Genomic DNA, 22522 nt, shown 5'->3' with positions numbered 1-22522 from the left:
CGTGGTGGTGAGCCCGCTGGGATTCGAACCCAGGACCCCATGATTAAAAGTCACGTGCTCTACCAACTGAGCTACGGGCTCGGGGCTTGTCCGAAGCGGAGGGACCATAGAAAGGGCCGCCGCTTGGGCAAGGCGGGCAAAATGGTGAGGTTGGCCGTAAAAGCAATTGTTTAAATTGCAACAATGTGGATTTATTGGGGGCGTTGCGGGAGTTGCCGATGACGAGGGTGGCGGGGACTACGATTATCGTCGTTTCGCTCGGTGCGACCTGCGCCGCATGCGTCTCGGCGCCTGTCCAGCAGGCTAGCTCCTATGCGGACGCGGGGGCCAGCGCGACCTATCACGCCGCTGGGACCAGCGCCTACGTCGTCAAGACCACGGGCACCGTAATCTACCACGGCGCCGGCCAGGCGATTAAGGCGCCCCTCCACGACCTCAACATGATGCAGGACCAGATTCCGCCGGTGCTGATGCGGGCGGAGGAGAAGCCTTACGACATGGTCGGGCTGGATAGCTGCAACGACGTGCTGAACAAGGTGGCCGAACTCGATCTGGCGCTCGGCCCCGACGTCGACATGCCCAAGGAAGACAAGAAGCGCACGCGCGCCTCGCGCGGGGCGGACTTCGCCGGTGAGGCGGCGCTCGACGCCGCCGGCAGCGCGGTGGAGCATTTCATCCCCATGCGCGGCACGATCAAGCAGATCAGCGGCGCGACGCGTTACGAGAACCACGTCAAACACGCCATCCTCTCGGGCGAGGTCCGGCGTTCTTTCCTGAAGACGGTCGGGATGGCCCATAGCTGCAGCTGGCCGGCGGCGCCGTTGGGTTTCGAGCCGACGCAGGTGGCGGACGCTGCGGCGAGCTGGAATTCGGGCGCGCACCCCGCCGGTGATTCGCAGGTCGTCATGGTCGCGAGCGCGCAGGTTCCCGGCGTTGCGGCTTCGCAGCCCCTTCCGATTCAAATCGCTTCGCTGCAATCGCCCCCCGCATCGAAGCGTTCGCGGGCTCATGGAGGGACGGTCGCCGTTGCGAGCACGACGCCGGTCTCCGTGACGTCTTACAGCGTCCTGGTGCTTCCGCCGATCGCGCCGGCCGCCGATCCCGCGCAGACTTGGCGTCCGCCGACGACCGCGGTCGCCGTCACTGCGATTTCGGCGCCGATCTCCACGACCACAGCCGCCCCGTGGAGCAACGGCTTCGCGGCGGCCTCGGCGCACTGATCCGCCCCACCCTAGCGGCGTAGAGACTCAGGCCTCCGATCCCGCTCCGGTCCGATCCAGGAAGCTCTGTCGAAACGCAGCGAACCGGCCCTCCGCGATGGCCTCGCGCATGGCCGACATCAGGCCCTGGAAAAAGGCCACGTTGTGCCAGGACAACAGCACCTGGCCCAGGATCTCGTCCGACTTCACCAGATGATGCAGGTAGGCCTTGGAGTAGTCCCGGCTGGCCGGGCACGCGCTCGAGCCGTCCAGCGGTTCGGGGTCCTCGGCATAGCGGGCGTTCTTCAGGTTCATCGGGCCGTCCCAGGTCCAGGCCTGGCCGTGGCGGCCGGAGCGGGTCGGCAGCACGCAGTCGAACATGTCCACGCCGCGCGCCACCGCTTCGACGATGTCGATGGGCTTGCCCACCCCCATCAGGTAGCGCGGCCGCTCCGGCGGCAGCATGGCCGGTGCGTAGTCCAGCACCTCGCACATGGCCGCATGGCCCTCGCCCACCGCCAGCCCGCCGATGGCGTAGCCGTCGAAGCCGATCTCCTGCAGCCGATCGGCGGACTCCCGGCGCAGGGTCTCGAAGGTGGAGCCCTGCTGGATGCCGAACAGGGCCTGCGCATCACGGGTCCCGAACGCGGTCTTGCAGCGGGCGGCCCAACGGGCGGACAGGCGTAGCGCCTCGGCTGCGCGGGGCTCCTCCGCCGGCCAAGCCACGCACTCGTCCAGCTGCATGACGATGTCGGAACCCAGCAGGTCGGCCTGGATCTCGATGGAGCGTTCCGGCGACAGCACATGGCGGGAGCCGTCCAGGTGGCTCTGGAAGGTGACGGCGTCCTCCTTCACCTTGGCGATCTTGGACAGCGACATCACCTGGAAGCCGCCGCTGTCGGTCAGGATCGGCTTGTCCCACCGCATGAACTTGTGCAGGCCGCCGAGCCTGGCCACCCGCTCGGCGGTGGGGCGCAGCATCAGGTGATAGGTGTTGCCGAGCAGGATGTCGGCGCCGGTCTGGGCCACCTGATCCACCGTCAGCGCCTTCACCGTGCCGGCGGTGCCGACCGGCATGAAGGCGGGCGTGCGGATGTCGCCGCGCGAGGTGGACAGCACGCCGGTGCGCGCCGCGCCCTCGCGGGCGCTGATCGTGAAGGGAAAGGCGCTCATGCCGATGGTGTCTCCGCCCGGAACCACAGGCTGCTGTCGCCATAGGAGTAGAAACGGTAGCCGGTCTCCACCGCATGGGCGTAGGCCGCCCGCAGCGTGTCCAGGCCGCTGAACGCCGCCACCAGCATCAGCAGGGTGGAGCGCGGCAGGTGGAAGTTGCTCATCAACATGTCAGCCGCGCGCACCGGCTGGCCGGGATGGATGAAGATGTCGGTCTCGCCGGCGAAGGGGGCGTAGGCGCCGTCCGGCGTCAGGCAGGACTCCAGCAGGCGCAGGCTGGTGGTGCCGACGCAGACGATCCGCCCGCCCGCCGCCCGCGCCGTGTTCAAAGCCTGGGCGACGGCCTCGGACACCTCGCCGTACTCGGCGTGCATCTTGTGCGCTTCGATGGTGTCGGCCTTGACCGGCAGGAAGGTGCCCGCGCCCACGTGCAGGGTGACGAAGGCCGACCCCACGCCCTCGGCCGTCAGGGCGGCGAGCAGTTCGGGGGTGAAATGCAGGCCGGCGGTGGGGGCGGCGACCGACCCGTCGTGGGCGGCGTAGACGGTCTGGTAGTCGGTGCGGTCGGCGTCGTCCTCGCCCCGCTTGGCGGCGATATAGGGCGGTAGCGGCATGATCCCGTGCGCCATCACCGCCGCGTCGAGGGCGGGTCCCGACAGGTCGAAGGCGAGTTCGATCTCGCCGCCTTCGCCCTTGGCCTCGATCTTGGCCGTGATCTCGCCGTTGGGTCCGAACGCCACCGGGTCGCCTGGGTGCAGGCGCTTGCCGGGGCGCATGAAGGCGCTCCAGCGATTGGGCGCGCGGCGGCGATGCAGGGTCGCCTCCACCGCCACCTTCAACCCGTCGCGGGAACGGACGCCGGTCAGGCGGGCGGGGATCACGCGGGTGTCGTTGAACACCAGCACGTCGCCGGCTCGCAGCAGGTTGGGCAGATCGCTGACCACACGGTCCTCAATCGCGGCGCCGGGGCGCACCACCATCAGCCGCGCGCTGTCGCGCGGATGGGCGGGCCGCAGCGCGATGCGGTCCTCGGGCAGGGCGAAATCGAAGTCGGAAAGCTGAAGCGGCATCAGGCCCGCGCACTCGTCACAAGCGCGCCCCGCGGTCAAGGGCGACGTAGGGCCGGCGGGCGCTGGCTGACCAGAAATGGGGTCTCTATTCCCCTCCGCCCCTTCGCGGGGATGACCGGGTTAGAGGGGGCGGCTCCGCTGCCAATTGAGCGCGGGCGAGGGTTCAGGCGGCGGCGACAGGTTTCCCCTTGGCCATCGCCTCCGCTTCCCCGGCGACCGGTGCGGGCGTGCGCTGGGGGGCGGCCTGGGCCAGGGCGACGCCGGCCAGCGCCATCAGGCCGCCGACCGCTTGCAGAGGCCCGATCGCCTCATGGAAGATGAACCAGCTCAAGATCGCCGCCGTCGCCGGCTGCACCAGCACCACCACCGCCGTTAGGGGGGCCGGCAGCTTGCCAAGCGCCCAGGCGATGGAGCCCTGACCGGCGACATGGACCAGGCCCAGGCCGATACAGGCGGCCCATCCGATCGCCGCGGTCGGCAGGACCGGTTCATGGAAGGCGAGGGCGACGACCAGCATCACCGGCGCGCCGACCAAGCTGGAGCCCAGCATGATCTTGATCGCGCTCATGGATTTGCGGGCTTGGCGTACGGCGAGGAAGTAGCCGCCGTACCAGACGGTGGTGATCACGGCTAAGACGTTGCCCAGGTCCGGATTGGTCCCTCGCCCGCCGCCGCCCGCGCTCATCGCCATCGACGCCGCGCCGGCGAGCGCCAGGGACAGGCCGCATAGGAACAGGACGGTGGGCCGCTCCTTGAAGAACAGCCAGCCCACCAGGGTCAGCAACACCGGCGTCAGGTTGCCAAGCACCGTGGCGTTGGCCACCGAGGTCATATGCAGGCTGTAGTGCCAGCAGACCATGTCGGCGGCGAACATCAGCCCGGCGATGACGATGATCTTCAGGTGCGCCCTGGTGGTCATCCGGGCCGCCGGAGAGGCGGCGGGACCCTCGCGCAACGCCAGCAGCGCCAGCAGCGGCATGGCGCAGGTCAACCGCCAAAACCCGGCGGCCGCCGGACCCGTGTGGGTTAGCCGCACCAGGATCCCGGACAGGGCCAGAACGCTGGCCCCGACGATCAGGATGAGCAGGGGCTTGCGGTTGGAAGCGGAGGCCATGCCCGGCTTTGAAGTCCCTCGGCCAGGAGGGCAAGGGCGCAAACGCAACATCCTTGATCTGTGGCGCCTAGGCCGTGGATAGATCCAACCTTGCCCGCACCGTTTCCGGGGTCGCGCCGTCCAGACGCAGATCGCGTAGCGACGGCGCGCCGTTGCGCTTGGCCAGCCGCTTGCCGTCCGGCCCCAGCAAGAGGCGGTGATGGCCATAGGTGGGGGTCGGCAGTCCGAGCAAGGCCTGCAGCAGCACCTGGATGTGGGTGGCGTGGAACAGGTCCTCGCCCCGGATCACGTGGCTGACGCCTTGCAGCGCGTCGTCCACCACCACGGCCAGGTGATAGGCCACGCCCACGTCCTTGCGGGCCAGGATCACGTCGCCTTCCCGCATTGGATCGACGGCCACGACGCCGGTCTCGTCCAGCGGCCCGCGGCCCTGCTCGACGAAACGGAGGCGGTCGAAGCCGTTCAGGGCCTCGCGCGCCCGGTCCAGCGACAGCCGCCAGGCATAGGGCTGGCCCGAGGCCAACAGTTCGGCTTCCCGATCGCCTGGGAGCGGTTCGCCGCGAAACACCGCGCCCTTGGCGTCCTCGCCCAACCCGCCATCGCCTGGGCCGTGGGGCGCGCGGGCGATCTCGTCCAGCACCTCGCGCCGGGTGCGGAAGCAGCGGTAGAGCAGCCCCCGCGCCTTCAGGCGATCCAGCGCCGCCTGGTAGTCGGCCATGTGTTCGGACTGGCGGCGCACGGGCCTTTCCCAGGCGAGGCCGAGCCATTCCAGGTCTTCCAGGAGGGCGGCGTCGAACTCGGGACGGACCCGGGTGCGGTCGATGTCCTCGATGCGCAGCACGAACCGCCCGCCGGCCGCCCGCGCCGCCTCGAAGGCGGTCAGCGCGGAAAAGGCGTGGCCGAGATGCAGCAGGCCGGTCGGCGAGGGGGCGAAACGGGTCGCAAAGGCGCTCACCTTTCCTCCATACCGGTCCCGCGACCTTCGCGCGACAGGTTCGCGGCGCCGGATGGGCGCCCTAGACTGGCGTCGATGGACATCCCCGCTTCCAGCCCGATCGATCCCGCCCGTATCGCCGAGGCGCGGCTGTGGCTGGCGGCGCGCGATCCCCTGCTGGCGCGGGCCCATGCGCGGACGCCGGAGTTCGCCTGGCGCGTTCGGCCGGGCGGGTTCGCCGGCCTGATCCAGCTCATCACCCAGCAACAGGTTTCCACCGCCTCAGCAGCCGCCATCTGGGCGCGGCTGGAGGCCGGGCTGGGCGGGGTCGGCGCGGAGGCGGTGCTCGGCCACGACGAGGCCGGGCTGAAGGCGTTCGGCCTATCCGCACCCAAGGCGCGCTACGCCCTGGCCATCGCCCGCGCCCATGTGGACAAGGTGGTGGACCTGACAGGGCTGGGCGCCTTGGACGACGAGGCGGCCATCGCGGCCCTGGTCTCGCTGAAGGGCGTGGGGCGGTGGACGGCGGAGGTCTATCTGATGTTCTGCGAAGGCCGGCTGGACGTCTTCCCGGCCGGAGACCTGGCGCTGCAGGAGGCCTTCCGCGCGTTGGAAAATGTCCCTGAAAGGTTGAGTGAAAAAGCGCTCTATGCGCGAAGTGAGGCGTGGCGCCCCTTTCGGGGTGTGGCTGCGCACCTGCTGTGGGGCTACTACAAGCCTCGACGGCGGGGCGTGGCTTTGCCGGACGTGGACAGCGAGGCGATCTGATGGCGGCGATCGACGGACCCCGGGTCGGACCGGCCAGCGGCGGCAAGGCGCGCCAACTCGTGATCTTCGCTCATGGCTACGGCTCCAACGGCGAAGACCTGATCGGACTCGCCCCCTACCTGGCCCAAATCCTGCCCGATGCGGCCTTCGTCGCCCCCAACGCGCCCGAGGGCGTGCCAGGCTATCCTTCCGGCAGCGCCTACCAGTGGTTCCCCCTCAGCGGCACGGACCTGCACAAGCTGGCCGCCGGCGTGCGTGCGGCGGCGCCGTCGTTGAACACCTTCATCGATACGGAGCTCGTTCGTCACGGCCTGCCTCCAAGCGCCTGCGCCCTGGTGGGCTTCAGCCAGGGGACCATGATGTCGCTGCATGTCGGGCCGCGCCGGGCGCAGACGCTGGGGGCGGTGGTCGGGCTTTCGGGACTGCTGGCCGGGGCCGAGACCTTGCCGCGTGAAATCCTCAGCCGTCCGCCCATCCTGCTCTGTCATGGCGATCGCGACGACCGGGTGCCGCCGCAGTCCCTGTTCATGGCCCTGTCGGCCCTTGCCGACGTCGGCGCGCCGGCGCTGTGGCGGTTGTGCGGGGGGGCGGGTCATTCCATCCCGGAAGAGGCGCTGTCGCTGACGGCCGAATTCCTGCACGACGCCCTGGCCGGAGGTTTTGCAGGCTGGAGCGGGCCGGAGCGCAGGGTCTAGCGGGTCAAATCCGGGATCGAGATCGTCGCGCCATCGGCTTTCAGCCGATCCAGGATGCCGTTCGGACGCAGCAGGAAGTTGAGATCGATCACCGCCACCGACTTGCCGGGGGTGATCATGGCGGTCTCGATGGTCGTGACGCCTTGCTGCGTGCCCTTTTCCAGCAGGCCCTGTACGCTTGGGAGCTGGAGCAGGCAGCGGTCCAGCACCGAGACCTTGTAGGTCTCGCCCACCGTCTTCAGATCGGCGTTGGCCCAGGCCGAGGCGGCCTCGCGCCCATGCGCGGATTCCTGGTCGATATCGTCCATCGCGGCGTCGAAACAGGCCAGGTTCGCCGCCTGCGACAGGGTGGCGGCGGTCTTGATGTACGGTCCCAGGTCGAAGTCCCCAACGTAACGCACCGGGACATGGGCGTCGTTGGCCATATGCATCACGGTGGTTCCGGGCTTGCCGTCGGACAGCCCCGCCGCCCTGCGGAAATCCGCGATCAGCAACAGGCCGGCGATGGCGGGTTTCCAGCGCGCATAGTCGGCCGGCTTCTTATGGATATTGGCCAGCAGGTTCAGCAGCCGCGCCCGCTCCTTGGGCGGCAGGCTCTTGTCCAGGGTCTGTCCGCGGGGAAGTTGCAGCGCCCCCTTGTTGAACGCCAGGCCGATCACCTCCATCGCGCCCAGCTTGGGACGAGGCTGCAGATACAGCGCGTCCGCTCCGTTCAGCGCATGCTCCATTCGCAGGGTGTTCCATTCCAGCATATGCGGCAGGGGCGTCAGCCCGCCGAGGATGATCACTTCGGACGGCCCCTTGGTGACACGCCAGAGGGCGGGACCGGGCAGGCGTTTCACCACTTCGACGGGGGCGACCGTGACGCCGCCGGACGGCGTCGGCCCCGTGTCCCAGGGCGCGGGACCGCTGGGCGCCCACGGCGCTGCGGGCGGCGTGGTCTGGGCGGCCGCGGACCCGGCCAGCGCCAGGGCGACGGTGGCCAGGACGAGCAGACGGATGGGCGCCGGCATGGAGTCGATCGAACCGCCTTTGAACATGATCCGCATTTAGGTGGAGACACCGGCCGTTTCGAGGCGCCGTTCGTATCGAGCGGCCCTGGCCGTGGACGCCGACGCCCGTTAGACAGGGGCGAGCGAGAGGCGAGGCGTGAGCAGGGTCGAGACCGCGCAACTTTTCCTGGCCATAGCCCTGACGGTGATCGCCGGCTGGGTCGACGCCGTCGGTTTCCTGAGGCTGGGCGGCCTGTTCGTCTCCTTCATGAGCGGCAACACCACCCAGATGTCGGCCGCCTTCGTCCAGGGACACAGCCTAGAGGCCTGGGCCGCGGCGGGGATCATCGCCCTGTTCGTCATGGGCGTGTTCGCCGGCCGCCTGGTGGCCGAGGCGTCGGGGATCTGGCGGCAGGCCGCCGTGCTGATCCTGACGGCCTCGCTGCTGAGCGTGGCGGTGCTGCTGACGCTGGTCGCCGGCCAGACGGCGACGGTGACGGCCACGGCCGCCATGGTGCTGGCGATGGGCGTGCAGAACGCCACCATGACCCATATCGGCGGGGCCAAGGCCAGCCTGACCTATGTCACCGGGACCCTGGTCAAGATCGGGGAAAAGCTCGCCGACTCGGTTGCTGGGACCGGCCAGCTGCGTGCGGTGCTGCCCTATCTCGCCATGTGGATCGGGCTGGCCGGGGGCGCGGTCGGGGGCGCCGCCAGCTATGGGCGCGTCGACACGGCGGCCCTGTTGGCGCCGGCGGCGGCGGCGGCCTTGCTCGCGCTGGTGCTCGGTGGTCTGGTCCGCCACGCAATACAAACCACCGACAACAGCGGCGACGATAACGCCGAAGGTCGCGCCTCGGGCGCAGGGAGAAGCTCATGATCCGCGTCCGTCGCGCCCGCATTGTCGCCACGCTCGGACCGGCGAGCCGGGGCCCGGAAAAGGTGCTGGAGCTGGCGCGGACCGGCGTGGACGTATTCCGCCTGAACTTCAGCCACGGCTCTCATGAGGATCACGCGGCGAACCTGAAGGCGGTGCGCGAGGCCGAGGCGATCGTGGACCGGCCGCTGGGCGTGCTGGCGGACCTACAGGGCCCCAAGCTCAGGCTTGGGCAGTTCAAGGACGGGTCGGTCGAGATCGTGCGGGGCAAGACCTTCCGCCTCGACCTGGACCCCAAGCCCGGCGACGCCAAGCGGGTCTCCACCCCCCATCCCGAACTGTTCGCCGCCATGAGCCCCGGGGCGATCCTGCTGATCGACGACGGCAAGGTGCGGCTCAAGGTCAAGAAGTGCGGCAAGGACTTCGCCGACACCGAGGTGGTGCAGGGGACCAAGCTGTCGGATCGCAAGGGCGTGGCCCTGCCTGGCGCGATCATCCCGGTCAGCGCCATGACCGACAAGGACCACAAGGACCTGACCTTCGCGCTGAAGATCGGCGTCGACTGGGTGGCCCTGTCCTTCGTCCAGCGCGCCGCCGACATGGCCGAGCTGAAGAAGCTGGTCCAGGGCCGCGCCGCGATCATGGCCAAGATCGAGAAGCCTCAGGCCCTGGAGCAGATCGAGGAGATCCTGGATTTCTGCGACGGGGTGATGGTGGCGCGCGGCGATCTGGGCGTGGAACTGGAGCCCGAGGAGGTGCCGGTCGCGCAGAAGGCCCTGATCCGCGCCGCCCGCAGGCGTGGCGTGCCGGTGATCGTGGCCACCCAGATGCTGGAGTCGATGATCAACTCCGCCACGCCGACCCGCGCCGAGGCCACCGACGTCGCCAATGCGGCCTATGAAGGGGCCGACGCCCTGATGCTGTCGGCCGAGACCGCGTCGGGCGCCTATCCGGTGGAGGCGGTCACCATGATGGGCCGCATCATCGAACGGGTGGAGCGCGATCCGCGCTGGCCCGAGCTGATGGACGCCGAACACAGCCCGCCCGAGGACATCGACGCCGACGCCCTGGTCGCCGCCGCCCGTCGCGCGGCGGATGCGGGCTCCACCGCCTGCCTGGTCGCCTTCACCACTACCGGCGGCACGGCGCGGCGCCTGGCGCGGGAGCGGCCGTTGCAGCCCGTGGTGGCCTTGACGCCCACGCCCCAGGTGGCGCGGCGGCTGGCCCTGGTCTGGGGTCTGGAGCCGCGGGCGGGCTCCGACCCGAAGACGCTGGAGGACGTCACCGACGACGCGGTGCGCTACGCCGTCGACCTGGGCCTGGCCAAGCCGGGGGAACGGATTCTGATCCTGGCCGGCACGCCGTTCGGAGCGCCCGGCGCCGCCAACCTGCTCCGCTTCGCCCACGCGCCGTTCAAGTTCTGACATGGCGCAGGGACCGTTCGGGCATCTCAGGATGCAGCGTACGCGTTCACAGGTGGCCCATCAGGTCCGGAGTTCCATGACACAAGCCGCCTTCCTCGCCCTCGACTGGGGCACCACCAACCTGCGGGCCTGGACCGTGGACGCCGACGGCGCGCCCTTGGCGCATCGGGAGTTTCCTCTAGGCGTCTCGCGGCTCAAGCCCGGCGAGGCGGCCGCGATCTTCCGCGACACGGTGCGCCCGGCCTTGGAGGCCCAGCGCCTGCCGGCCCTGATCACCGGGATGGCCGGCTCCAACATCGGCTGGAAGGAGGTCGCGTATGTGGATTGCCCCGCCGACGCCAAGGCCCTGGCCGCCCGGATCAGCCTGATCGATGGCGAGGACCCTAGGGTCGGGATCGTTCCGGGGCTGCGCGGGCAGGGGATCGGCGGTCCCGACGTGATGCGGGGCGAGGAGACCCAGTTGATCGGCTGGCTGGCCCAGGACGCTGCCCGCCGTCAGGGAACCCATTTGGTCTGCCACCCCGGCACCCACGCCAAGTGGGCCGTGGTGACGGATGGGCGGATAGAGCGCTTCGTCACCGCCATGACCGGCGAGCTATTCGCCGTCCTCACCCAGCACAGCGTGTTGAAAGGCGCCGAGGGCGATGCGGATGGACCGGCCTTCGAGCAGGGGCTGGAGGCGGCCGGCGACGGCGGGGCCCTGGCGGCGCGCCTGTTCACCGCGCGGGCGCGGGTCGTGGGCGGCGGTGGGCTCAAGCCCGAAGAGGTGCGCGCCTATCTGTCGGGCCTGCTGATCGGCGCCGACGTGGCGACGACGCCGGGCCTTCTGGGAGTGAAATCGGACACGCCCATCGCCCTGGTCGGCGACGGCAGGCTCTGCGCCCAGTACAAGCGGGCTCTGGACCATGCCGGCGTTGCGGCCGAGGTCTATGACGGCGAGGCCGCCGTGCTCGCCGGGCTGCACGCCCTGTTCAAGGAAGGCGCCTTGCAATGACCCTCGAAGAAGCCCTGGCCCAGGTCCCCATCGTCGCCATCATCCGCGGCGTGCGTCCCGACGAGGTCGAGGCGGTGGCCGAGGCGCTCTACAGCGGCGGCGTGCGGGTGATCGAGGTGCCGATGAACTCGCCCGATCCGCTTGTCAGTATCAAAAAGCTCGCCGCCTGGAGCGATCGTCTGGTCTGCGGCGCCGGCACGGTGCTGAGCCCGGAGGTCGTGGACCAGGTGGTCGAGGCGGGCGGCCAGATCATCGTCTCCCCCAACACCAACGCCACGGTGATCCGGCGCACGGTCGAGCGCGGCCTGAAGTCCATGCCGGGCTTCGGCAGCGCCAGCGAGGCGTTCGTCGCCTGCGAGGCCGGCGCGCGCCATCTGAAATTGTTCCCGGCCGGCAGCTATGGGCCCGGCCACGTCAAGGCGTTGCTGGACGTGCTGCCCAAGGACGCGACGGTGATGCCGGTCGGCGGCGTGAAGCCCGACACCATGGCCGACTGGTGGGCCGCCGGCGCGCGCGGCTTCGGCATGGGCGGCGATCTCTACAAGCCCGGCTTCACCCCGGAAGAGGTGCATGTACGGGCCAAGGCGGCGGTGGCGGCCGTCAACCGTCTGATGCAATCGAAATGATCTCGACAACCCGGAGCGCAGTATGAGCCACCAAAGACTGGATTACGTTTCCGCCTCGCCCGACGGGATGAAGGCGCTTGGCGGCGTGCACGCCCATGTCGCCCAATCGGGATTGCCTTCGACCCTGATCGATCTGGTCTATCTCCGTGTCTCCCAGATCAACGGCTGCGCCTACTGCATCGACATGCATTCCCGCGACCTGCTCAAGGCCGGCGTATCGGTCGAGAAGCTGGTGCTGACGCCGGTCTGGCGAGAAGGCGGCGCCCTGTTCGATACGCGGGAGCGGGCTGCCTTGACCTGGGCCGAGACGCTTACCCGGGTCGCCGACGCAAGCGTGTCCGATGACGCGTATCATGCCGCCATCGCCGTCTTCAACGCGCACGAATTGACCAATCTCAGCATCGCGATCGGGCTGATGAACGCCTACAACCGCATCGCCATCGGGTTCAGGGCGACGCCGGACGCGGTCAAGGCGGCGGGTTAGCGGCGCGGGCCGTTCCTTTCCCTGTCATTCCGGCTTTCCGCTTCGCTGCGGCCGGGATGACAGGAGGGGAAATGCGCTTTTGACGTCGCCTTCGCCCTCTACAACCCCAACCGCCGCGCCCGTCCGGCGATGGACAGGGCCAGCCGCTCGACGATCAGGTGGTCGGGACTGCCGGCGGACTTGCAGGCGCGATCCGCGTCCAGCACGTCGCCTTGCAGCGCGTCGAGATCGTCCATGCGCCAGCTCTTCATCTGGCGCAGGAATTCGCGTTCCTGTTTCCAGAATACGCCGACCGACTTGGCGGCCTCCTGCGCGCCGGCCCCTGCGTTTGTGAGGATCTGCGCCTTGCGCAGGCGGTTGAGGTGGTTGCCGATGGCGCGCACGGCGGCGGGTCCGCCTTCGCCCTCGGCCCGCGCCCGGCGCAGCGCCGCGTGCGCCAGGGCCGCACGGCCGCCAAAGGCGTCGGCGGCGGCGTCGGAGAGCGAGGCTTCCGGCTCCACGCCCAGATAGGGGACGAGGTCGGCGGCCGAGGCGGTCGTCCCGCTGCCGGGACCGATGTAGAGGATCAGCCGCTCGATCTCCTGGCGGGCGACGCCGCGTTCCTTGGGCAGGCGCGAGACGAACAGCTCCAGCGCTTCGGGCGTCATGCCGACCTTGTCGGCGGCCAGGGCCTCGCGCACGAAGCGGGCCACGTCGCCGGTCTCGTCCTCGTAGACGGGGATGGAGACGGCGCCGGCCTTGGCGCCCTCGGCGGCCTTGCGTAACGCGGACGACCGCTCCAGCGCGCCCGCCTCCACAATCATGAAGGCGTCGGGGTTGTAGCGGCCCTCGGCGTGGGCGGTCAGCGCCTCGGCCGTAGCGCGGTCGACCGTGGGTTTCTCCCCGGTCAGGCGCAGGCGGACCATGCGCCGACCGCCGAGCATGGAAATGGCTGACAGCTCATCGGCCAGCCGCGCTCCGTCGGAGTCGACGTCGGCCTCGGTCAGCAACGCGGCGTCAAAGGGATCGTTCGGGCGGTCGCAGACCTTGCTCGCCAGCAGGTCCGCCCGCTCGTGCACGCCGCCCCGGTCGCGGCCCCAGATCACCGCGGCGCGCACGCCGGCGGTGGGGTGGGACAGGAAGCGTTCGACGTCGGCCCGCTTGGACAGGATCATGGCTTCAGGCTTTCAGACCCCGGACGACGCTCTCAGGGAACCGCCTGGCGCTCGAAGTAGCGGGCGAGGTCCAGGCGGATGCGGATGGCGGCTTCCTTGGCCACGCGCTGCTCCCCGTCCTGGTTGGCGACGACGCCGGCATAGGGCGGGTCGGCGGAGTCGTAGGAGACTTCGGAAGCGACTGAGCCGGAATGCAGGATCTTACCGGTGGTGGCGTCGGCCAGGGTGAAGGTGACCGACAGATCGAGTTCGTAGCGGCTGGCCACGTTGTTCACCCGTACACCCTGCGGTCCGCGGGTTTCATGCAGGGTGATCGACAGGCGGTAGTGGGCGGGCTCGTCCGGGTCGTGGGAAAGCTCCTGCCGGAGCTGTTCTTTGAGCAGGAAGCCCGTGCGCGAGGTGCCGGGCAGGACCACGTCCACCGAAGCCAGGGCGGGGCTGAGCGCCGGCGTCGCATAGAGGGGCGTGAAACCGCATCCGGCCAGGGGCGTGCAGGCCAGCAGGGCGAAGACGGCGAGCGGGATACGCATCGGCTCAGCCCACCACGATGTTGACGATACGGTCCTGCACCACGATCACCTTGCGCACGGTCAGACCCTCAAGGTGACGCTGGACATCGATGTCGTCCAGGGCGATGCGGCGGACCTCCTCCTCGGCGGCGCCGGCGGGCGCGCGGATCTCGCCTCGACGCTTGCCGTTGATCTGGATCGGCAGGGTAAGTTCCTCGTCGGTCGCGAGCCTGGGATCGAACGCCGGCCAGGGCTGGTCCACCGCCATGCCCTCGCCGCCGAGCCGTTCCCAACAGGCTTCGGCCAGGTGCGGGACGAAGGGGGAGATCAGCACCACCAGGGTTCGCAGCGCCGCCCTGCGGTCGGCCCCCTCGGCCTTCTTGAGCGTGTTCAGGAAGGCGTAGAACTGGGCCACCGCCGAATTGAACCGGAAGCCTTCCAGCCCTTCGGTCGCCGCCTTGATCAGCTTATGCGTCGCCCGCAGCAGCTCTTCGCTTTCGACGCCGCCGCTCTCGGTGCCGCCGTCGACCTCGGCCCAGACCCGGTTGACGAAGCGCCAGGCGCCCTCGACCCCGGAATTGGTCCACTGCACGTCCCGCTCAGGCGGGCTGTCGGAGAGCACGAACAGGCGGGCGGCGTCCACGCCGTACTGGTCGAAGATGTCCTCGGGCGCGACCACGTTCTTCTTGGACTTGGACATCTTCTCGACGCCGCCGACCGTGACCGACTGGCCGCTGGCGGTCTCGAAGAAGCCCTTGGTTGCGCCCTCGGTGCGATAGTCCACCTCAGCCGGGGCCAGCCAGCGCCCGTCGGCGCCCTTGAAGGTCTCGTGGGTGACCATGCCCTGGGTGAACAGGCCGGCGAACGGCTCGGCCACGCCGACCATGCGCTCGTCCTTCAGCGCGCGGGTGATGAAGCGGGCGTAGAGCAGGTGCAGCACCGCGTGCTCCACCCCGCCGATATACTGGTCCACCGCCATCCAGTAGTCGGCCGCCTCCCGGTCGATGGGCGAGGCGGCGTGGGGGTTGGTGAAGCGGGCGAAGTACCAGGAGCTGTCGACGAAGGTGTCCAGCGTGTCGGTCTCGCGCTCGGCCGGGCCGCCGCATTGCGGGCAGGTGGTCTGCTTCCAGGTGGGGTGGTGGGCGAGCGGATTGCCCGGCTTGTCGAAGGTCACGTCGTCGGGCAGCACGACGGGGAGCTGGTCCTCGGCGACGGCGACCGGCCCGCACTTGGCGCAGTGGACCACCGGGATCGGGCAACCCCAGTAGCGCTGGCGCGAGACGCCCCAGTCGCGCAGGCGATAGACCGTCGAGCCGTGGCCCCGGCCCGCCGCTTCGATCCGCGTGATGGCTTCCGCCTTGGCCGCCTCGATCGAGAGGCCGTCCAGGAAGCGCGAATTGTAGATCCGGCCTGGGCCCGTATAGGCCTCCGCATCCACCTTGAAGCTGTCCGCCGTGCCGTCGGGCGGCAACACCACCGGTAGGACCGGCAGGTCGTACTTGCGGGCGAAGTCCAAGTCGCGCTGGTCGTGGGCGGGACAGCCGAACACCGCGCCCGTGCCGTAGTCCATCAGCACGAAGTTGGCGATCACCACCGGCAGCTTCCATGCGGGATCGAACGGATGGGCGACCTCGAGCCCGGTGAACAGGCCCTTCTTCTCGGCGGTCTCGATCTCGGCCTCGGTAGCGGCGCCGCGCCGGCATTCCTCGGCGAAGACGGCGATCTCGGGATTGGATTTCGCCAGTTGCTCGGCCAGCGGATGGTCGGCCGCGATGGCGACGAAGCTGGCGCCGAACAGGGTGTCGGGGCGGGTGGTGTAGACCTCGATCCCCTCGAACCCCTCCGGGGGGTGTCCGGTCAGGTCGAAGGTGAAGCGCAGGCCCTGGCTGCGGCCGATCCAGTTCTCCTGCATCAGCCGGACTTTGTCGGGCCAGCGATCGAGCGTCTTCAGCCCCTCGATCAGGTCGTCGGCGTATTGGGTGATGCGCAGGAACCACTGGGTTAGCTTGCGCTTCTCGACCAGGGCGCCGGAGCGCCAGCCGCGCCCGTCGATCACCTGCTCGTTGGCCAGCACGGTGTTGTCCACCGGGTCCCAGTTGACCGTGGCCTCCTTGCGGTAGACCAGGCCGCGCCGGAACAGCTCGGCGAACCACTTCTGCTGCTGGCCGTAATATTCCGGGTCGCAGGTGGCGAACTCGCGCGACCAGTCCAGGCTCAGGCCCAACTGATCGAACTGGACCCGCATGGCGGCGATGTTGTCGTAGGTCCAGCCCTTGGGGTGGACGCCCTTTTCGATGGCGGCGTTCTCGGCGGGCATGCCGAAGGCGTCCCAGCCCATCGGGTGCAGCACGTTGAAGCCCCGCGCCCGCTTATAGCGCGCCACCACGTCGCCCATGGTGTAGTTGCGCACGTGGCCCATGTGGAGCCGCCCCGACGGATAGGGGAACATCTCCAGCACGTAGTATTTGGGCCGGCCCTGGGCCTGCTCGGGCGTCTTGGTCAGGAAGGTGTCCGCATCGCGCCAGGCGGCGCGCCAACGGGGTTCCTGTTCCTTGGGATTGTAACGGCTCATCGCGCGCGTTGGACCTGACGGCGACTGCACCGTCAAGCCCGAGCGCGACGCCATACCTCTATCGGGCGCTCAGGTTCGACAGACGGAGCTGGCGGGCGCGGGTCAGGATGGAGTTCTCGATGTCGATGTCGGTCTGGCCGGCCACTGGCGCGTCCACCCAGGCGCCGGCGGCGTCCTTGGTCTGCTTGAACACGGTCACGTTCAGGCCGTCCGCGCGCAGGCGGGTGTCGAGGATGTAGACCGTGGCCTTCAACCGCTCGTCCGGCTTTTCCGGATTGACGTACCACTCGGTGATCACCGTCCCGCCGTAGGGGTCGGCCGAGGCCAGCGGCATAAAGGCCAGGGTGTCGAGCGTGGCGCGCCACAGATAGCTGTTCACGCCGATGCCGGCGGTGGACTGCGCCAGGGCGCGGGCGCGGGTCGTGCCCGCCAGAGAAGAATTCCCATGCCCGCATCCCGCCAGCAGGGTGCTCGCGGTCAGAACCAGGACCGTGTTTCTAACGACCGACATATCGATGACCCGTCTCACTCGATCTTGGAGCTTGGGTCTGCGCCTGTGGCGGCAATGAGACCCTAGCGCACGGCTTCGCCGCGCGGGGGAACCTGCAGCGTGGAGGCTCGCTCTATACCAGCGGTCCCAGAGGGCCAACAGGTTTCACGTGGCCCGGCGGCCACACGTCGCAGCGGAGGTGTGGCGCGACGTGACGGGGGATTGACCCTTTCCGCGCCGGGACGTTTAAAAAATGTATATGTTACTATGACTAGACAGGTTCCTGGGATGGGGATGCCCAGGACGATCGATAGGGCGATGACGGGCTGGACGGGTGGGATCAGGGCGGCGACCGCAGCGCTCCTCCTTATGGGGGTGGCTAGCGGTGCGCGTGCGGCCGACGGCGCCCAGACCCAGAACCCCAACGCCTTCACGGGCATCGACGCCTACTCGACCCCTCACAAGAGCCTGGAGCTCGACGCCAAGGGGCGTTGGGGCCTACGCCTGGATATCGATCCTCCCGTGGGTCACGATCAGAATGTGGACGTGAAGGACGTTTCCGCCGGGGCCTTCTTCCACATCACGCCCTCGATGCGGATTGGCGGCATGGTGGGTCTGGGCGACCGTCTGGCCGACCCGCAGAAGATTTTGCCGCAGGACGCCAACCTGCCGCGCGTCCACCTGGAAACCAAGTTCAAGTTCTAGGCTCCGTCAGGCGCCTCAATCCCAGGCGAACTGGCGGTTTGACCGCTTTCCGGATGAAGGCGACTCCGTTTGATATTCATCAATTTCGTCGGCTATCTCGCCGCGCGCATGTAGCTGTTCGCTTGATCATATAAGGACAGCTTTATATGGTGCCGCCCGCTGGCGCCCATCGAAACCGCCGCCTGCCTACGCGGAGTGTCCCCCTTGAGCCGACCGTCCTACATCTTCACCAGCGAGAGCGTGTCCGAAGGCCATCCCGACAAGGTCGCGGATCGCATTTCCGACACGGTCGTGGACGCGTTCCTGGGAGCCGATCCCTATGCGCGCGTCGCCTGCGAGACCCTGGTCACCACCAACCGCATCGTGCTGGCCGGCGAAGTCCGCGGGCCGGAGGGCATCGTCGAGAGCCTGGAAGAGAAGGTCCGCGCCGCGATCAAGGACATCGGCTACGAGCAGGAAGGCTTCCACTGGAAGACCGCCGATTACGCCTGCCACCTGCACGCCCAGTCCGCCGACATCGCCATGGGCGTCGACGCCTCGGGCAACAAGGACGAGGGCGCGGGCGACCAAGGCATCATGTTCGGCTACGCGACCAACGAGACGCCCGAGCTGATGCCGGCCACGCTCCAGTACTCGCACAACATCCTCAAGCGCCTAGCCGAGGTGCGCCACTCCGGCCAGGAGCCGGGCCTGGAGCCCGACGCCAAGAGCCAGGTCACCCTGCTCTATGAGAACGGCCGCCCGGTGCGCGCCACCTCCATCGTGCTGTCCACCCAGCATAAGGAAGGCCTGACGCCCAAGGACGTCCACGCTATCGTCGAGCCCTATATCCGCCAGGTGCTGCCGGAGGGCTTCATCACCGCGGAGACCGAGTGGCACGTGAACCCCACGGGCAACTTCGTCATCGGCGGGCCGGACGGCGACGCGGGCCTGACCGGCCGCAAGATCATCGTCGACACCTACGGCGGGGCCTCGCCGCACGGCGGCGGCGCCTTCTCGGGCAAGGACCCGACCAAGGTGGACCGCTCGGCGGCCTATATCTGCCGCTACCTGGCCAAGAACGTCGTGGCCGCAGGCCTGTCGGACAAGTGCACGATCCAGATCAGCTACGCCATCGGCGTGGCCAAGCCGCTCAGCTTCTACGTCGACCTGCACGGCGGCGGGCACGTCGACCCGGTTCAGCTGGAGAAGCTGCTGCCCGAGCTGATCGGCGGCGCCACGCCCCGGGCCATCCGCGAACACCTCAAGCTGAACCGCGCCATCTACGCCCGCACCTCCGCCTACGGCCACTTCGGCCGCGAGCCGGACGCGGACGGCGGCTTCTCCTGGGAGAAGACCGACCTGGTGGATGAGCTGAAGCGCCTGGCCTAAGCGTTATCGGCCATCACGGCCGACGCTAAATCCGTCTTGTAACAAGGTTGGGGCTGGGGGCATTGATCGCCTCCAGCCCCATTTTGCATTCCCATGGCCCAGCAACCTCACGGTCCGCTCCGCAGCTTCGGCCGCATCAAGTCGCGCCCGATCAAGGCTCGCCAAGCCGGGCTGCTCGACACCCTGCTGCCCAGCATCGCGCTCGATCTGGGCGCGCCGCTCGATCCGACTCGTCTCAAGCCGGACGCCGTCGAGACCTGGCTGGAGATCGGCTTCGGCGGTGGGGAGCACTTGGCGGCCCAGGCCGCGAAGCGCCCTGAGGTGCTGTTCCTGGGGGCCGAGCCGTTCCTGAACGGGGCCGCCAGCGCGCTGCGCCATATCGAAGAGCAGGTCCTGGCCAATGTGCGCCTGCACGTGGGCGATGTGCGCGACCTGCTCGTCCTGCTGCCGGACGCCTGCCTGGACCGGGTGTTCATCATGTTCCCCGATCCGTGGCCCAAGGCCCGTCACCACAAGCGCCGGCTGGTGCAGCCGGAGTTCGTCGCCGAGATCGTCCGGGTGCTGAAGCCGGGCGGTCGCCTGCGCTTCGCCACCGACTGGGCCGACTACGCCAACTGGGCTTTGGAGCGCTGGCTGCAGGCCCCGCAGGTGTCATGGACCGCCGAGCGCGCCGACGACTGGCGCGTCCCGCCCGCCGACCACGTCACCACTCGCTACGAAGAGAAGAAGCTCGGCGACATCGCGCCGGTATTCCTGGATTTCGTGCGGGGGTGAGGGGAAAACGACTAGGGTCTTCGCCAATAGGCTTGATCGTCGTCGAACAAGGGAAACGGGAATGCCCCAGGAAAAGATCGGCGCCGAGGCGGCCCTGTCCGGCCTGCCAGGCTGGCGGGCCGCCGAGGGGCGCGACGCCCTGACGCGCACCTTCCGGTTCAAGGACTTCAACGCCGCCTTCGGCTTCATGACCCGCGTCGCGCTGCTGGCCGAAAAACTCGACCATCACCCGGAATGGTCCAACGTCTACAACCGGGTCGAGGTGCTGCTGGCCACCCACGACGCGGACGGCGTCACCGGGCTGGACGTCAAGATGGCCCGCTTCATGGACGAGATCTACGGCGGCGACTGAGCCCCCTCAGTTGACCATCACGGTGCCGAGCAGGAAGTGAGCGCCGGGCCGTCCCAGCACCCTATCGGTGGCGCGCTGGAGCTGCTGGCCCATCTGGTCGATGTTGGGCGAGGCCCCCGGCGCGAGCCCCGCCGCATAGAGGTTGAGGGTCCGCACGTAGGCGTCGCGCAGCCGGGGCACCGACTGGGTCGCCAGCTTGCGCAGCTTGGCGTCCGGTACGTCCAGCCCCGCCTGGATCGACAGCACTCCGCGCGACTCGTCGGCATGGCGGACGGTGGCGGTCAGCGTCGGCAGGGCCGAATAGCTGGCGGTGTCGCTTTTCGCCGAGCCCTCGGCGGCGAGGGCCGGCGCGGCGATCGCGAGCAGCAGGACGGCGGCGAGGGTCGATCGCAGGCGCCTGTTCATCCGCGCGCCTTGGCGTCTTTCTGCGCCCAGTTCCAGGCGCTCTGGACGATCTCATCGACCGAGGACTGGGTCGGCTCCCAGCCTAACTTGGCCTTGGCCTTGGCGTTGGACGCCACCAGCACCGCCGGATCGCCCGCCCGGCGCGGCCCGATCTTGCGCGGCAGGGGCTTGCCCGAGACCTTCTCGATGGCGTCGGCGATCTCCTTGACCGTGGTGCCTTCGCCAGTGCCGAGGTTGAAGAACTCCGCCGCTCCGCCGTCCATCAGGTACTTGGCCGCCGCCGCGTGCGCACGGCCCAGGTCGCAGACATGGATGTAGTCGCGCACGCAGGTGCCGTCGCGGGTGTCGAAGTCGTCGCCGAAGATGGTGAAGGCGTAGTCGCTGCTCAGCGCGCCCTTGGCCGCCAGGGGGATCACATGGGTCTCCGGTTCGTGCCGCTCGCCGATCTCCCCGTCCGGGCTGGCGCCGGCGGCGTTGAAGTATCGCAGCGAGGCGAAGCGCAGGCCATAGGCGCGGGCGTAGTCGTCCATCATCCGCTCGACCATCAGCTTGGACCAGCCATAGGGGTTGATCGGCTGCTGGGGGTGGTCCTCGGGCATGGGGACCTGGTGGGGAACGCCGTAGGTGGCGGCGGTGGAGGAGAAGATCATCTTGTCCACGCCGACCGCGCGCATGGATTCCAGGATGTTGAACGTTCCCAGCGTGTTGTTGCGATAATAGAGCGCCGGGTCTTCCACCGACTCGCCGACATAGGTCAGGGCGGCGAAGTGGGCCAGCACGTCCGGCTTGGCGGCGGTGAGCGCGGACTGCAGGGCGTCGCGGTCCAGGATGTCGCCCTCGACCAGCTCGCCCCACCGCGCCAGATCGCGCCAGCCGCGGCTGAGGTTGTCGTAGACCACCACGTTCCAGCCCTGGGCGGCGAACTCCTTGCTGCAATGGCTACCGACATAGCCGGCGCCGCCGGTGACGAAGATGGTCTTCACGCGGGCGATATCTCCGAGGGGGTGTGGGACTTATGGCCGCGCCAGCGCAGCCGCTCAAGCTTGGGGGTGCGGATAATGGAGGCGATGGGGAGGAACAGGCTCTAGAAGCACAACGACATGTCCCCGCCCACAGCCACCGTCGTCATCGTCGCCTACGAGAGCGGCGCCTTCCTGCAGCCCTGCGTCGACGCGCTGGCGGCCCAGACCTTTGCGGACTTCGAAGCGGTGATCGTCGACAACGCCTCGTCCGACGGCTCGGTGGAACGGCTGACCTTGCCGGACGCACGGTTCCGGGTGCGCCCCATGGGGTACAATTCCGGCTTCGCGGTCGCCAACAATGTCGCGGCCCGGGAGTCTGCGAGCGAATTCCTGGTGCTGCTGAACCCCGACGCCGTGGCCGATTCCGCCTGGCTGGAGCGCTTCATCGCCGCCGCCCGCGCGCGACCCGAGGCGGCGAGCTTCGGGGCGACCCAGCTCCGCCTGGACGAGCCGGGCGTGCTGGACGGGATCGGCGACGTCTGGCATGCGGCGGGCCTAGCGTGGCGGGCGGGCGAGGGGTGGCCGGTGTCGCGCGCGGCCGGCGACGGCGAGATCTTCGGCCCATGTGGCGCTGCGGCCCTGTACCGGCGCGACCTGTTCCTGGTGTCCGGCGGATTCGACGAACGGTTCTTCTGCTACTGCGAGGACGTGGACCTGGCTGCGCGGCTGCGGGGCATGGGCGCGCGCTCGTATCGGGTGGCCGATGCGGTGGTTCGCCACGCCGGCTCGGGTATTTCGGGGCGGCGGTCGGACTTCACCTTGTTCCACGGCCATCGCAACCGCATCTGGGTGTTTGTGAAGAACACCCCCGGCCCGTG

General features: G+C 69.0%; 24 protein-coding genes and 1 tRNA gene. 13 read left to right on the top strand and 12 right to left on the bottom strand.

What is annotated here, in order from left to right; all coding sequences use genetic code 11:
* Positions 1-5: 5 nt before the first annotated feature.
* Positions 6-81, bottom strand: a tRNA-Lys gene (locus GSQ87_RS02775).
* A gap of 137 nt (positions 82-218) precedes the next feature.
* On the opposite strand from GSQ87_RS02775, the gene GSQ87_RS02770 reads away from it, so the two are divergent.
* Entirely contained in the window at positions 219-1220 is a 1002-nt protein-coding gene (locus tag GSQ87_RS02770; protein WP_158913057.1) for a hypothetical protein, read from the top strand.
* A gap of 27 nt (positions 1221-1247) precedes the next feature.
* Here the strand turns inward: GSQ87_RS02770 and tgt are convergent, their stop codons facing one another.
* The 4 genes from tgt to gluQRS form a co-directional block, all read right to left on the bottom strand.
* Positions 1248-2372 carry a tRNA guanosine(34) transglycosylase Tgt gene (gene tgt, locus GSQ87_RS02765; RefSeq protein WP_158913056.1) on the bottom strand — a complete coding sequence of 375 codons (1125 nt, stop codon included), beginning with the start codon at positions 2370-2372 and terminating at the stop codon, positions 1248-1250.
* Positions 2369-3442 carry a tRNA preQ1(34) S-adenosylmethionine ribosyltransferase-isomerase QueA gene (queA, locus tag GSQ87_RS02760; RefSeq protein ID WP_158913055.1) on the bottom strand — a complete coding sequence of 358 codons (1074 nt, stop codon included), beginning with the start codon at positions 3440-3442 and terminating at the stop codon, positions 2369-2371. The genes tgt and queA overlap by 4 nt, the downstream gene beginning before the upstream one ends.
* A gap of 163 nt (positions 3443-3605) precedes the next feature.
* Complete coding sequence (locus GSQ87_RS02755; protein ID WP_158913054.1) at positions 3606-4556, bottom strand: DMT family transporter; 951 nt, start codon at positions 4554-4556, stop codon at positions 3606-3608.
* Between the two features lie 67 nt (positions 4557-4623).
* Positions 4624-5511: a tRNA glutamyl-Q(34) synthetase GluQRS gene (gluQRS, locus tag GSQ87_RS02750; protein WP_254062716.1), complete on the bottom strand. Its 888-nt coding sequence runs from the start codon at positions 5509-5511 to the stop codon at positions 4624-4626.
* 75 nt (positions 5512-5586) lie between these two features.
* Between gluQRS and GSQ87_RS02745 the strand changes: the two genes are divergently transcribed.
* Together GSQ87_RS02745 and GSQ87_RS02740 are read left to right on the top strand one after the other, a co-directional pair.
* The gene (locus GSQ87_RS02745) at positions 5587-6258 is read left to right on the top strand and encodes a DNA-3-methyladenine glycosylase (RefSeq protein WP_158913052.1); all 672 of its coding nucleotides are present in this window, start codon (positions 5587-5589) and stop codon (positions 6256-6258) included.
* Positions 6258-6953 carry an alpha/beta hydrolase gene (locus GSQ87_RS02740; RefSeq protein ID WP_158913051.1) on the top strand — a complete coding sequence of 232 codons (696 nt, stop codon included), beginning with the start codon at positions 6258-6260 and terminating at the stop codon, positions 6951-6953. Before GSQ87_RS02745 ends, GSQ87_RS02740 begins: the two co-directional genes overlap by 1 nt.
* Here GSQ87_RS02740 and GSQ87_RS02735 read toward each other — a convergent pair.
* Positions 6950-7966, bottom strand: coding sequence for a TraB/GumN family protein (locus GSQ87_RS02735; protein WP_158913050.1), 1017 nt, complete (start codon positions 7964-7966; stop codon positions 6950-6952). The two genes, GSQ87_RS02740 and GSQ87_RS02735, sit on opposite strands and share 4 nt — an antisense overlap.
* Before the next feature lie 136 nt (positions 7967-8102).
* Here GSQ87_RS02735 and GSQ87_RS02730 point away from each other — a divergent pair, with 136 nt between their 5' ends.
* The 5 genes from GSQ87_RS02730 to GSQ87_RS02710 all read left to right on the top strand — a co-directional run bounded on the left by GSQ87_RS02730 (position 8103) and on the right by GSQ87_RS02710 (position 12350).
* Positions 8103-8825 carry a YoaK family protein gene (locus tag GSQ87_RS02730; RefSeq protein ID WP_158913049.1) on the top strand — a complete coding sequence of 241 codons (723 nt, stop codon included), beginning with the start codon at positions 8103-8105 and terminating at the stop codon, positions 8823-8825.
* Positions 8822-10246, top strand: coding sequence for a pyruvate kinase (gene pyk / locus GSQ87_RS02725; protein WP_158913048.1), 1425 nt, complete (start codon positions 8822-8824; stop codon positions 10244-10246). Before GSQ87_RS02730 ends, pyk begins: the two co-directional genes overlap by 4 nt.
* Before the next feature lie 76 nt (positions 10247-10322).
* Positions 10323-11240: a 2-dehydro-3-deoxygalactonokinase gene (locus GSQ87_RS02720; protein WP_158913047.1), complete on the top strand. Its 918-nt coding sequence runs from the start codon at positions 10323-10325 to the stop codon at positions 11238-11240.
* Positions 11237-11866, top strand: a complete 630-nt coding sequence (locus GSQ87_RS02715) for a 2-dehydro-3-deoxy-6-phosphogalactonate aldolase (RefSeq protein WP_158913046.1) — start codon at positions 11237-11239, stop codon at positions 11864-11866. The genes GSQ87_RS02720 and GSQ87_RS02715 overlap by 4 nt, the downstream gene beginning before the upstream one ends.
* A 22-nt stretch (positions 11867-11888) precedes the next feature.
* On the top strand, positions 11889-12350 hold the full coding sequence (locus GSQ87_RS02710) for a carboxymuconolactone decarboxylase family protein (protein WP_158913045.1): 462 nt from the start codon (positions 11889-11891) through the stop codon (positions 12348-12350).
* A gap of 98 nt (positions 12351-12448) precedes the next feature.
* Here the strand turns inward: GSQ87_RS02710 and holA are convergent, their stop codons facing one another.
* The 4 genes from holA to GSQ87_RS02690 are packed head-to-tail and all read right to left on the bottom strand — an operon-like array spanning position 12449 to position 17096.
* On the bottom strand, positions 12449-13504 hold the full coding sequence (gene holA / locus GSQ87_RS02705) for a DNA polymerase III subunit delta (protein WP_158913044.1): 1056 nt from the start codon (positions 13502-13504) through the stop codon (positions 12449-12451).
* A 32-nt stretch (positions 13505-13536) separates the two neighbouring features.
* The gene (gene lptE, locus GSQ87_RS02700) at positions 13537-14034 is read right to left on the bottom strand and encodes an LPS assembly lipoprotein LptE (protein ID WP_158913043.1); all 498 of its coding nucleotides are present in this window, start codon (positions 14032-14034) and stop codon (positions 13537-13539) included.
* A gap of 4 nt (positions 14035-14038) precedes the next feature.
* Entirely contained in the window at positions 14039-16585 is a 2547-nt protein-coding gene (leuS, locus tag GSQ87_RS02695) for a leucine--tRNA ligase (RefSeq protein ID WP_158913113.1), read from the bottom strand.
* Positions 16586-16643: 58 nt separating this feature from the next.
* Entirely contained in the window at positions 16644-17096 is a 453-nt protein-coding gene (locus GSQ87_RS02690; protein WP_158913042.1) for a DUF3576 domain-containing protein, read from the bottom strand.
* Positions 17097-17393: 297 nt separating this feature from the next.
* Between GSQ87_RS02690 and GSQ87_RS02685 the strand changes: the two genes are divergently transcribed.
* The 4 genes from GSQ87_RS02685 (at position 17394) to GSQ87_RS02670 (ending at position 20277) form a co-directional block, all read left to right on the top strand.
* The gene (locus tag GSQ87_RS02685) at positions 17394-17780 is read left to right on the top strand and encodes an NtrZ family periplasmic regulatory protein (RefSeq protein ID WP_158913041.1); all 387 of its coding nucleotides are present in this window, start codon (positions 17394-17396) and stop codon (positions 17778-17780) included.
* A gap of 204 nt (positions 17781-17984) precedes the next feature.
* Entirely contained in the window at positions 17985-19151 is a 1167-nt protein-coding gene (gene metK, locus GSQ87_RS02680; RefSeq protein ID WP_158913040.1) for a methionine adenosyltransferase, read from the top strand.
* 93 nt (positions 19152-19244) lie between these two features.
* Positions 19245-19925: a tRNA (guanosine(46)-N7)-methyltransferase TrmB gene (trmB, locus tag GSQ87_RS02675; protein WP_371416639.1), complete on the top strand. Its 681-nt coding sequence runs from the start codon at positions 19245-19247 to the stop codon at positions 19923-19925.
* Between the two features lie 61 nt (positions 19926-19986).
* Positions 19987-20277: a 4a-hydroxytetrahydrobiopterin dehydratase gene (locus GSQ87_RS02670; RefSeq protein ID WP_158913039.1), complete on the top strand. Its 291-nt coding sequence runs from the start codon at positions 19987-19989 to the stop codon at positions 20275-20277.
* Between the two features lie 6 nt (positions 20278-20283).
* Here the strand turns inward: GSQ87_RS02670 and GSQ87_RS02665 are convergent, their stop codons facing one another.
* Positions 20284-20682 (bottom strand): Tat pathway signal protein, encoded by a 399-nt coding sequence (locus GSQ87_RS02665; protein WP_158913038.1) that lies wholly within the window; start codon positions 20680-20682, stop codon positions 20284-20286.
* On the bottom strand, positions 20679-21665 hold the full coding sequence (gene galE, locus GSQ87_RS02660) for a UDP-glucose 4-epimerase GalE (protein ID WP_158913037.1): 987 nt from the start codon (positions 21663-21665) through the stop codon (positions 20679-20681). Before galE ends, GSQ87_RS02665 begins: the two co-directional genes overlap by 4 nt.
* A 117-nt stretch (positions 21666-21782) precedes the next feature.
* Between galE and GSQ87_RS02655 the strand changes: the two genes are divergently transcribed.
* Positions 21783-22522: glycosyltransferase family 2 protein (locus GSQ87_RS02655; RefSeq protein WP_158913036.1), on the top strand; the 740-nt coding region annotated here is incomplete at its 3' end.

It is taken from the genome of Caulobacter sp. S45 (assembly GCF_009765965.1).
Taxonomy (GTDB): domain Bacteria; phylum Pseudomonadota; class Alphaproteobacteria; order Caulobacterales; family Caulobacteraceae; genus CAHJWH01.
The sequence above is the reverse complement of the archived record's forward strand: the minus strand, read 5'-3'. Positions and strand labels throughout refer to the sequence as shown.

Excerpts from the sequence above, each read along its gene's own strand:
- GSQ87_RS02665 (WP_158913038.1), bottom strand. The coding sequence starts at position 20,682 with ATGAACAGGCGCCTGCGATCGACCCTCGCCGCCGTCCTGCTGCTCGCG.
- GSQ87_RS02710 (WP_158913045.1), top strand. The coding sequence starts at position 11,889 with ATGAGCCACCAAAGACTGGATTACGTTTCCGCCTCGCCCGACGGGATG.
- queA (WP_158913055.1), bottom strand. The coding sequence starts at position 3,442 with ATGCCGCTTCAGCTTTCCGACTTCGATTTCGCCCTGCCCGAGGACCGC.
- trmB (WP_371416639.1), top strand. The coding sequence starts at position 19,245 with ATGGCCCAGCAACCTCACGGTCCGCTCCGCAGCTTCGGCCGCATCAAG.
- GSQ87_RS02745 (WP_158913052.1), top strand. The coding sequence starts at position 5,587 with ATGGACATCCCCGCTTCCAGCCCGATCGATCCCGCCCGTATCGCCGAG.
- GSQ87_RS02670 (WP_158913039.1), top strand. The coding sequence starts at position 19,987 with ATGCCCCAGGAAAAGATCGGCGCCGAGGCGGCCCTGTCCGGCCTGCCA.
- GSQ87_RS02770 (WP_158913057.1), top strand. The coding sequence starts at position 219 with ATGACGAGGGTGGCGGGGACTACGATTATCGTCGTTTCGCTCGGTGCG.
- lptE (WP_158913043.1), bottom strand. The coding sequence starts at position 14,034 with ATGCGTATCCCGCTCGCCGTCTTCGCCCTGCTGGCCTGCACGCCCCTG.
- GSQ87_RS02735 (WP_158913050.1), bottom strand. The coding sequence starts at position 7,966 with ATGCCGGCGCCCATCCGTCTGCTCGTCCTGGCCACCGTCGCCCTGGCG.
- GSQ87_RS02720 (WP_158913047.1), top strand. The coding sequence starts at position 10,323 with ATGACACAAGCCGCCTTCCTCGCCCTCGACTGGGGCACCACCAACCTG.
- GSQ87_RS02755 (WP_158913054.1), bottom strand. The coding sequence starts at position 4,556 with ATGGCCTCCGCTTCCAACCGCAAGCCCCTGCTCATCCTGATCGTCGGG.
- tgt (WP_158913056.1), bottom strand. The coding sequence starts at position 2,372 with ATGAGCGCCTTTCCCTTCACGATCAGCGCCCGCGAGGGCGCGGCGCGC.
- pyk (WP_158913048.1), top strand. The coding sequence starts at position 8,822 with ATGATCCGCGTCCGTCGCGCCCGCATTGTCGCCACGCTCGGACCGGCG.
- holA (WP_158913044.1), bottom strand. The coding sequence starts at position 13,504 with ATGATCCTGTCCAAGCGGGCCGACGTCGAACGCTTCCTGTCCCACCCC.
- GSQ87_RS02690 (WP_158913042.1), bottom strand. The coding sequence starts at position 17,096 with ATGTCGGTCGTTAGAAACACGGTCCTGGTTCTGACCGCGAGCACCCTG.
- leuS (WP_158913113.1), bottom strand. The coding sequence starts at position 16,585 with ATGAGCCGTTACAATCCCAAGGAACAGGAACCCCGTTGGCGCGCCGCC.
- GSQ87_RS02685 (WP_158913041.1), top strand. The coding sequence starts at position 17,394 with ATGACGGGCTGGACGGGTGGGATCAGGGCGGCGACCGCAGCGCTCCTC.
- GSQ87_RS02740 (WP_158913051.1), top strand. The coding sequence starts at position 6,258 with ATGGCGGCGATCGACGGACCCCGGGTCGGACCGGCCAGCGGCGGCAAG.
- GSQ87_RS02715 (WP_158913046.1), top strand. The coding sequence starts at position 11,237 with ATGACCCTCGAAGAAGCCCTGGCCCAGGTCCCCATCGTCGCCATCATC.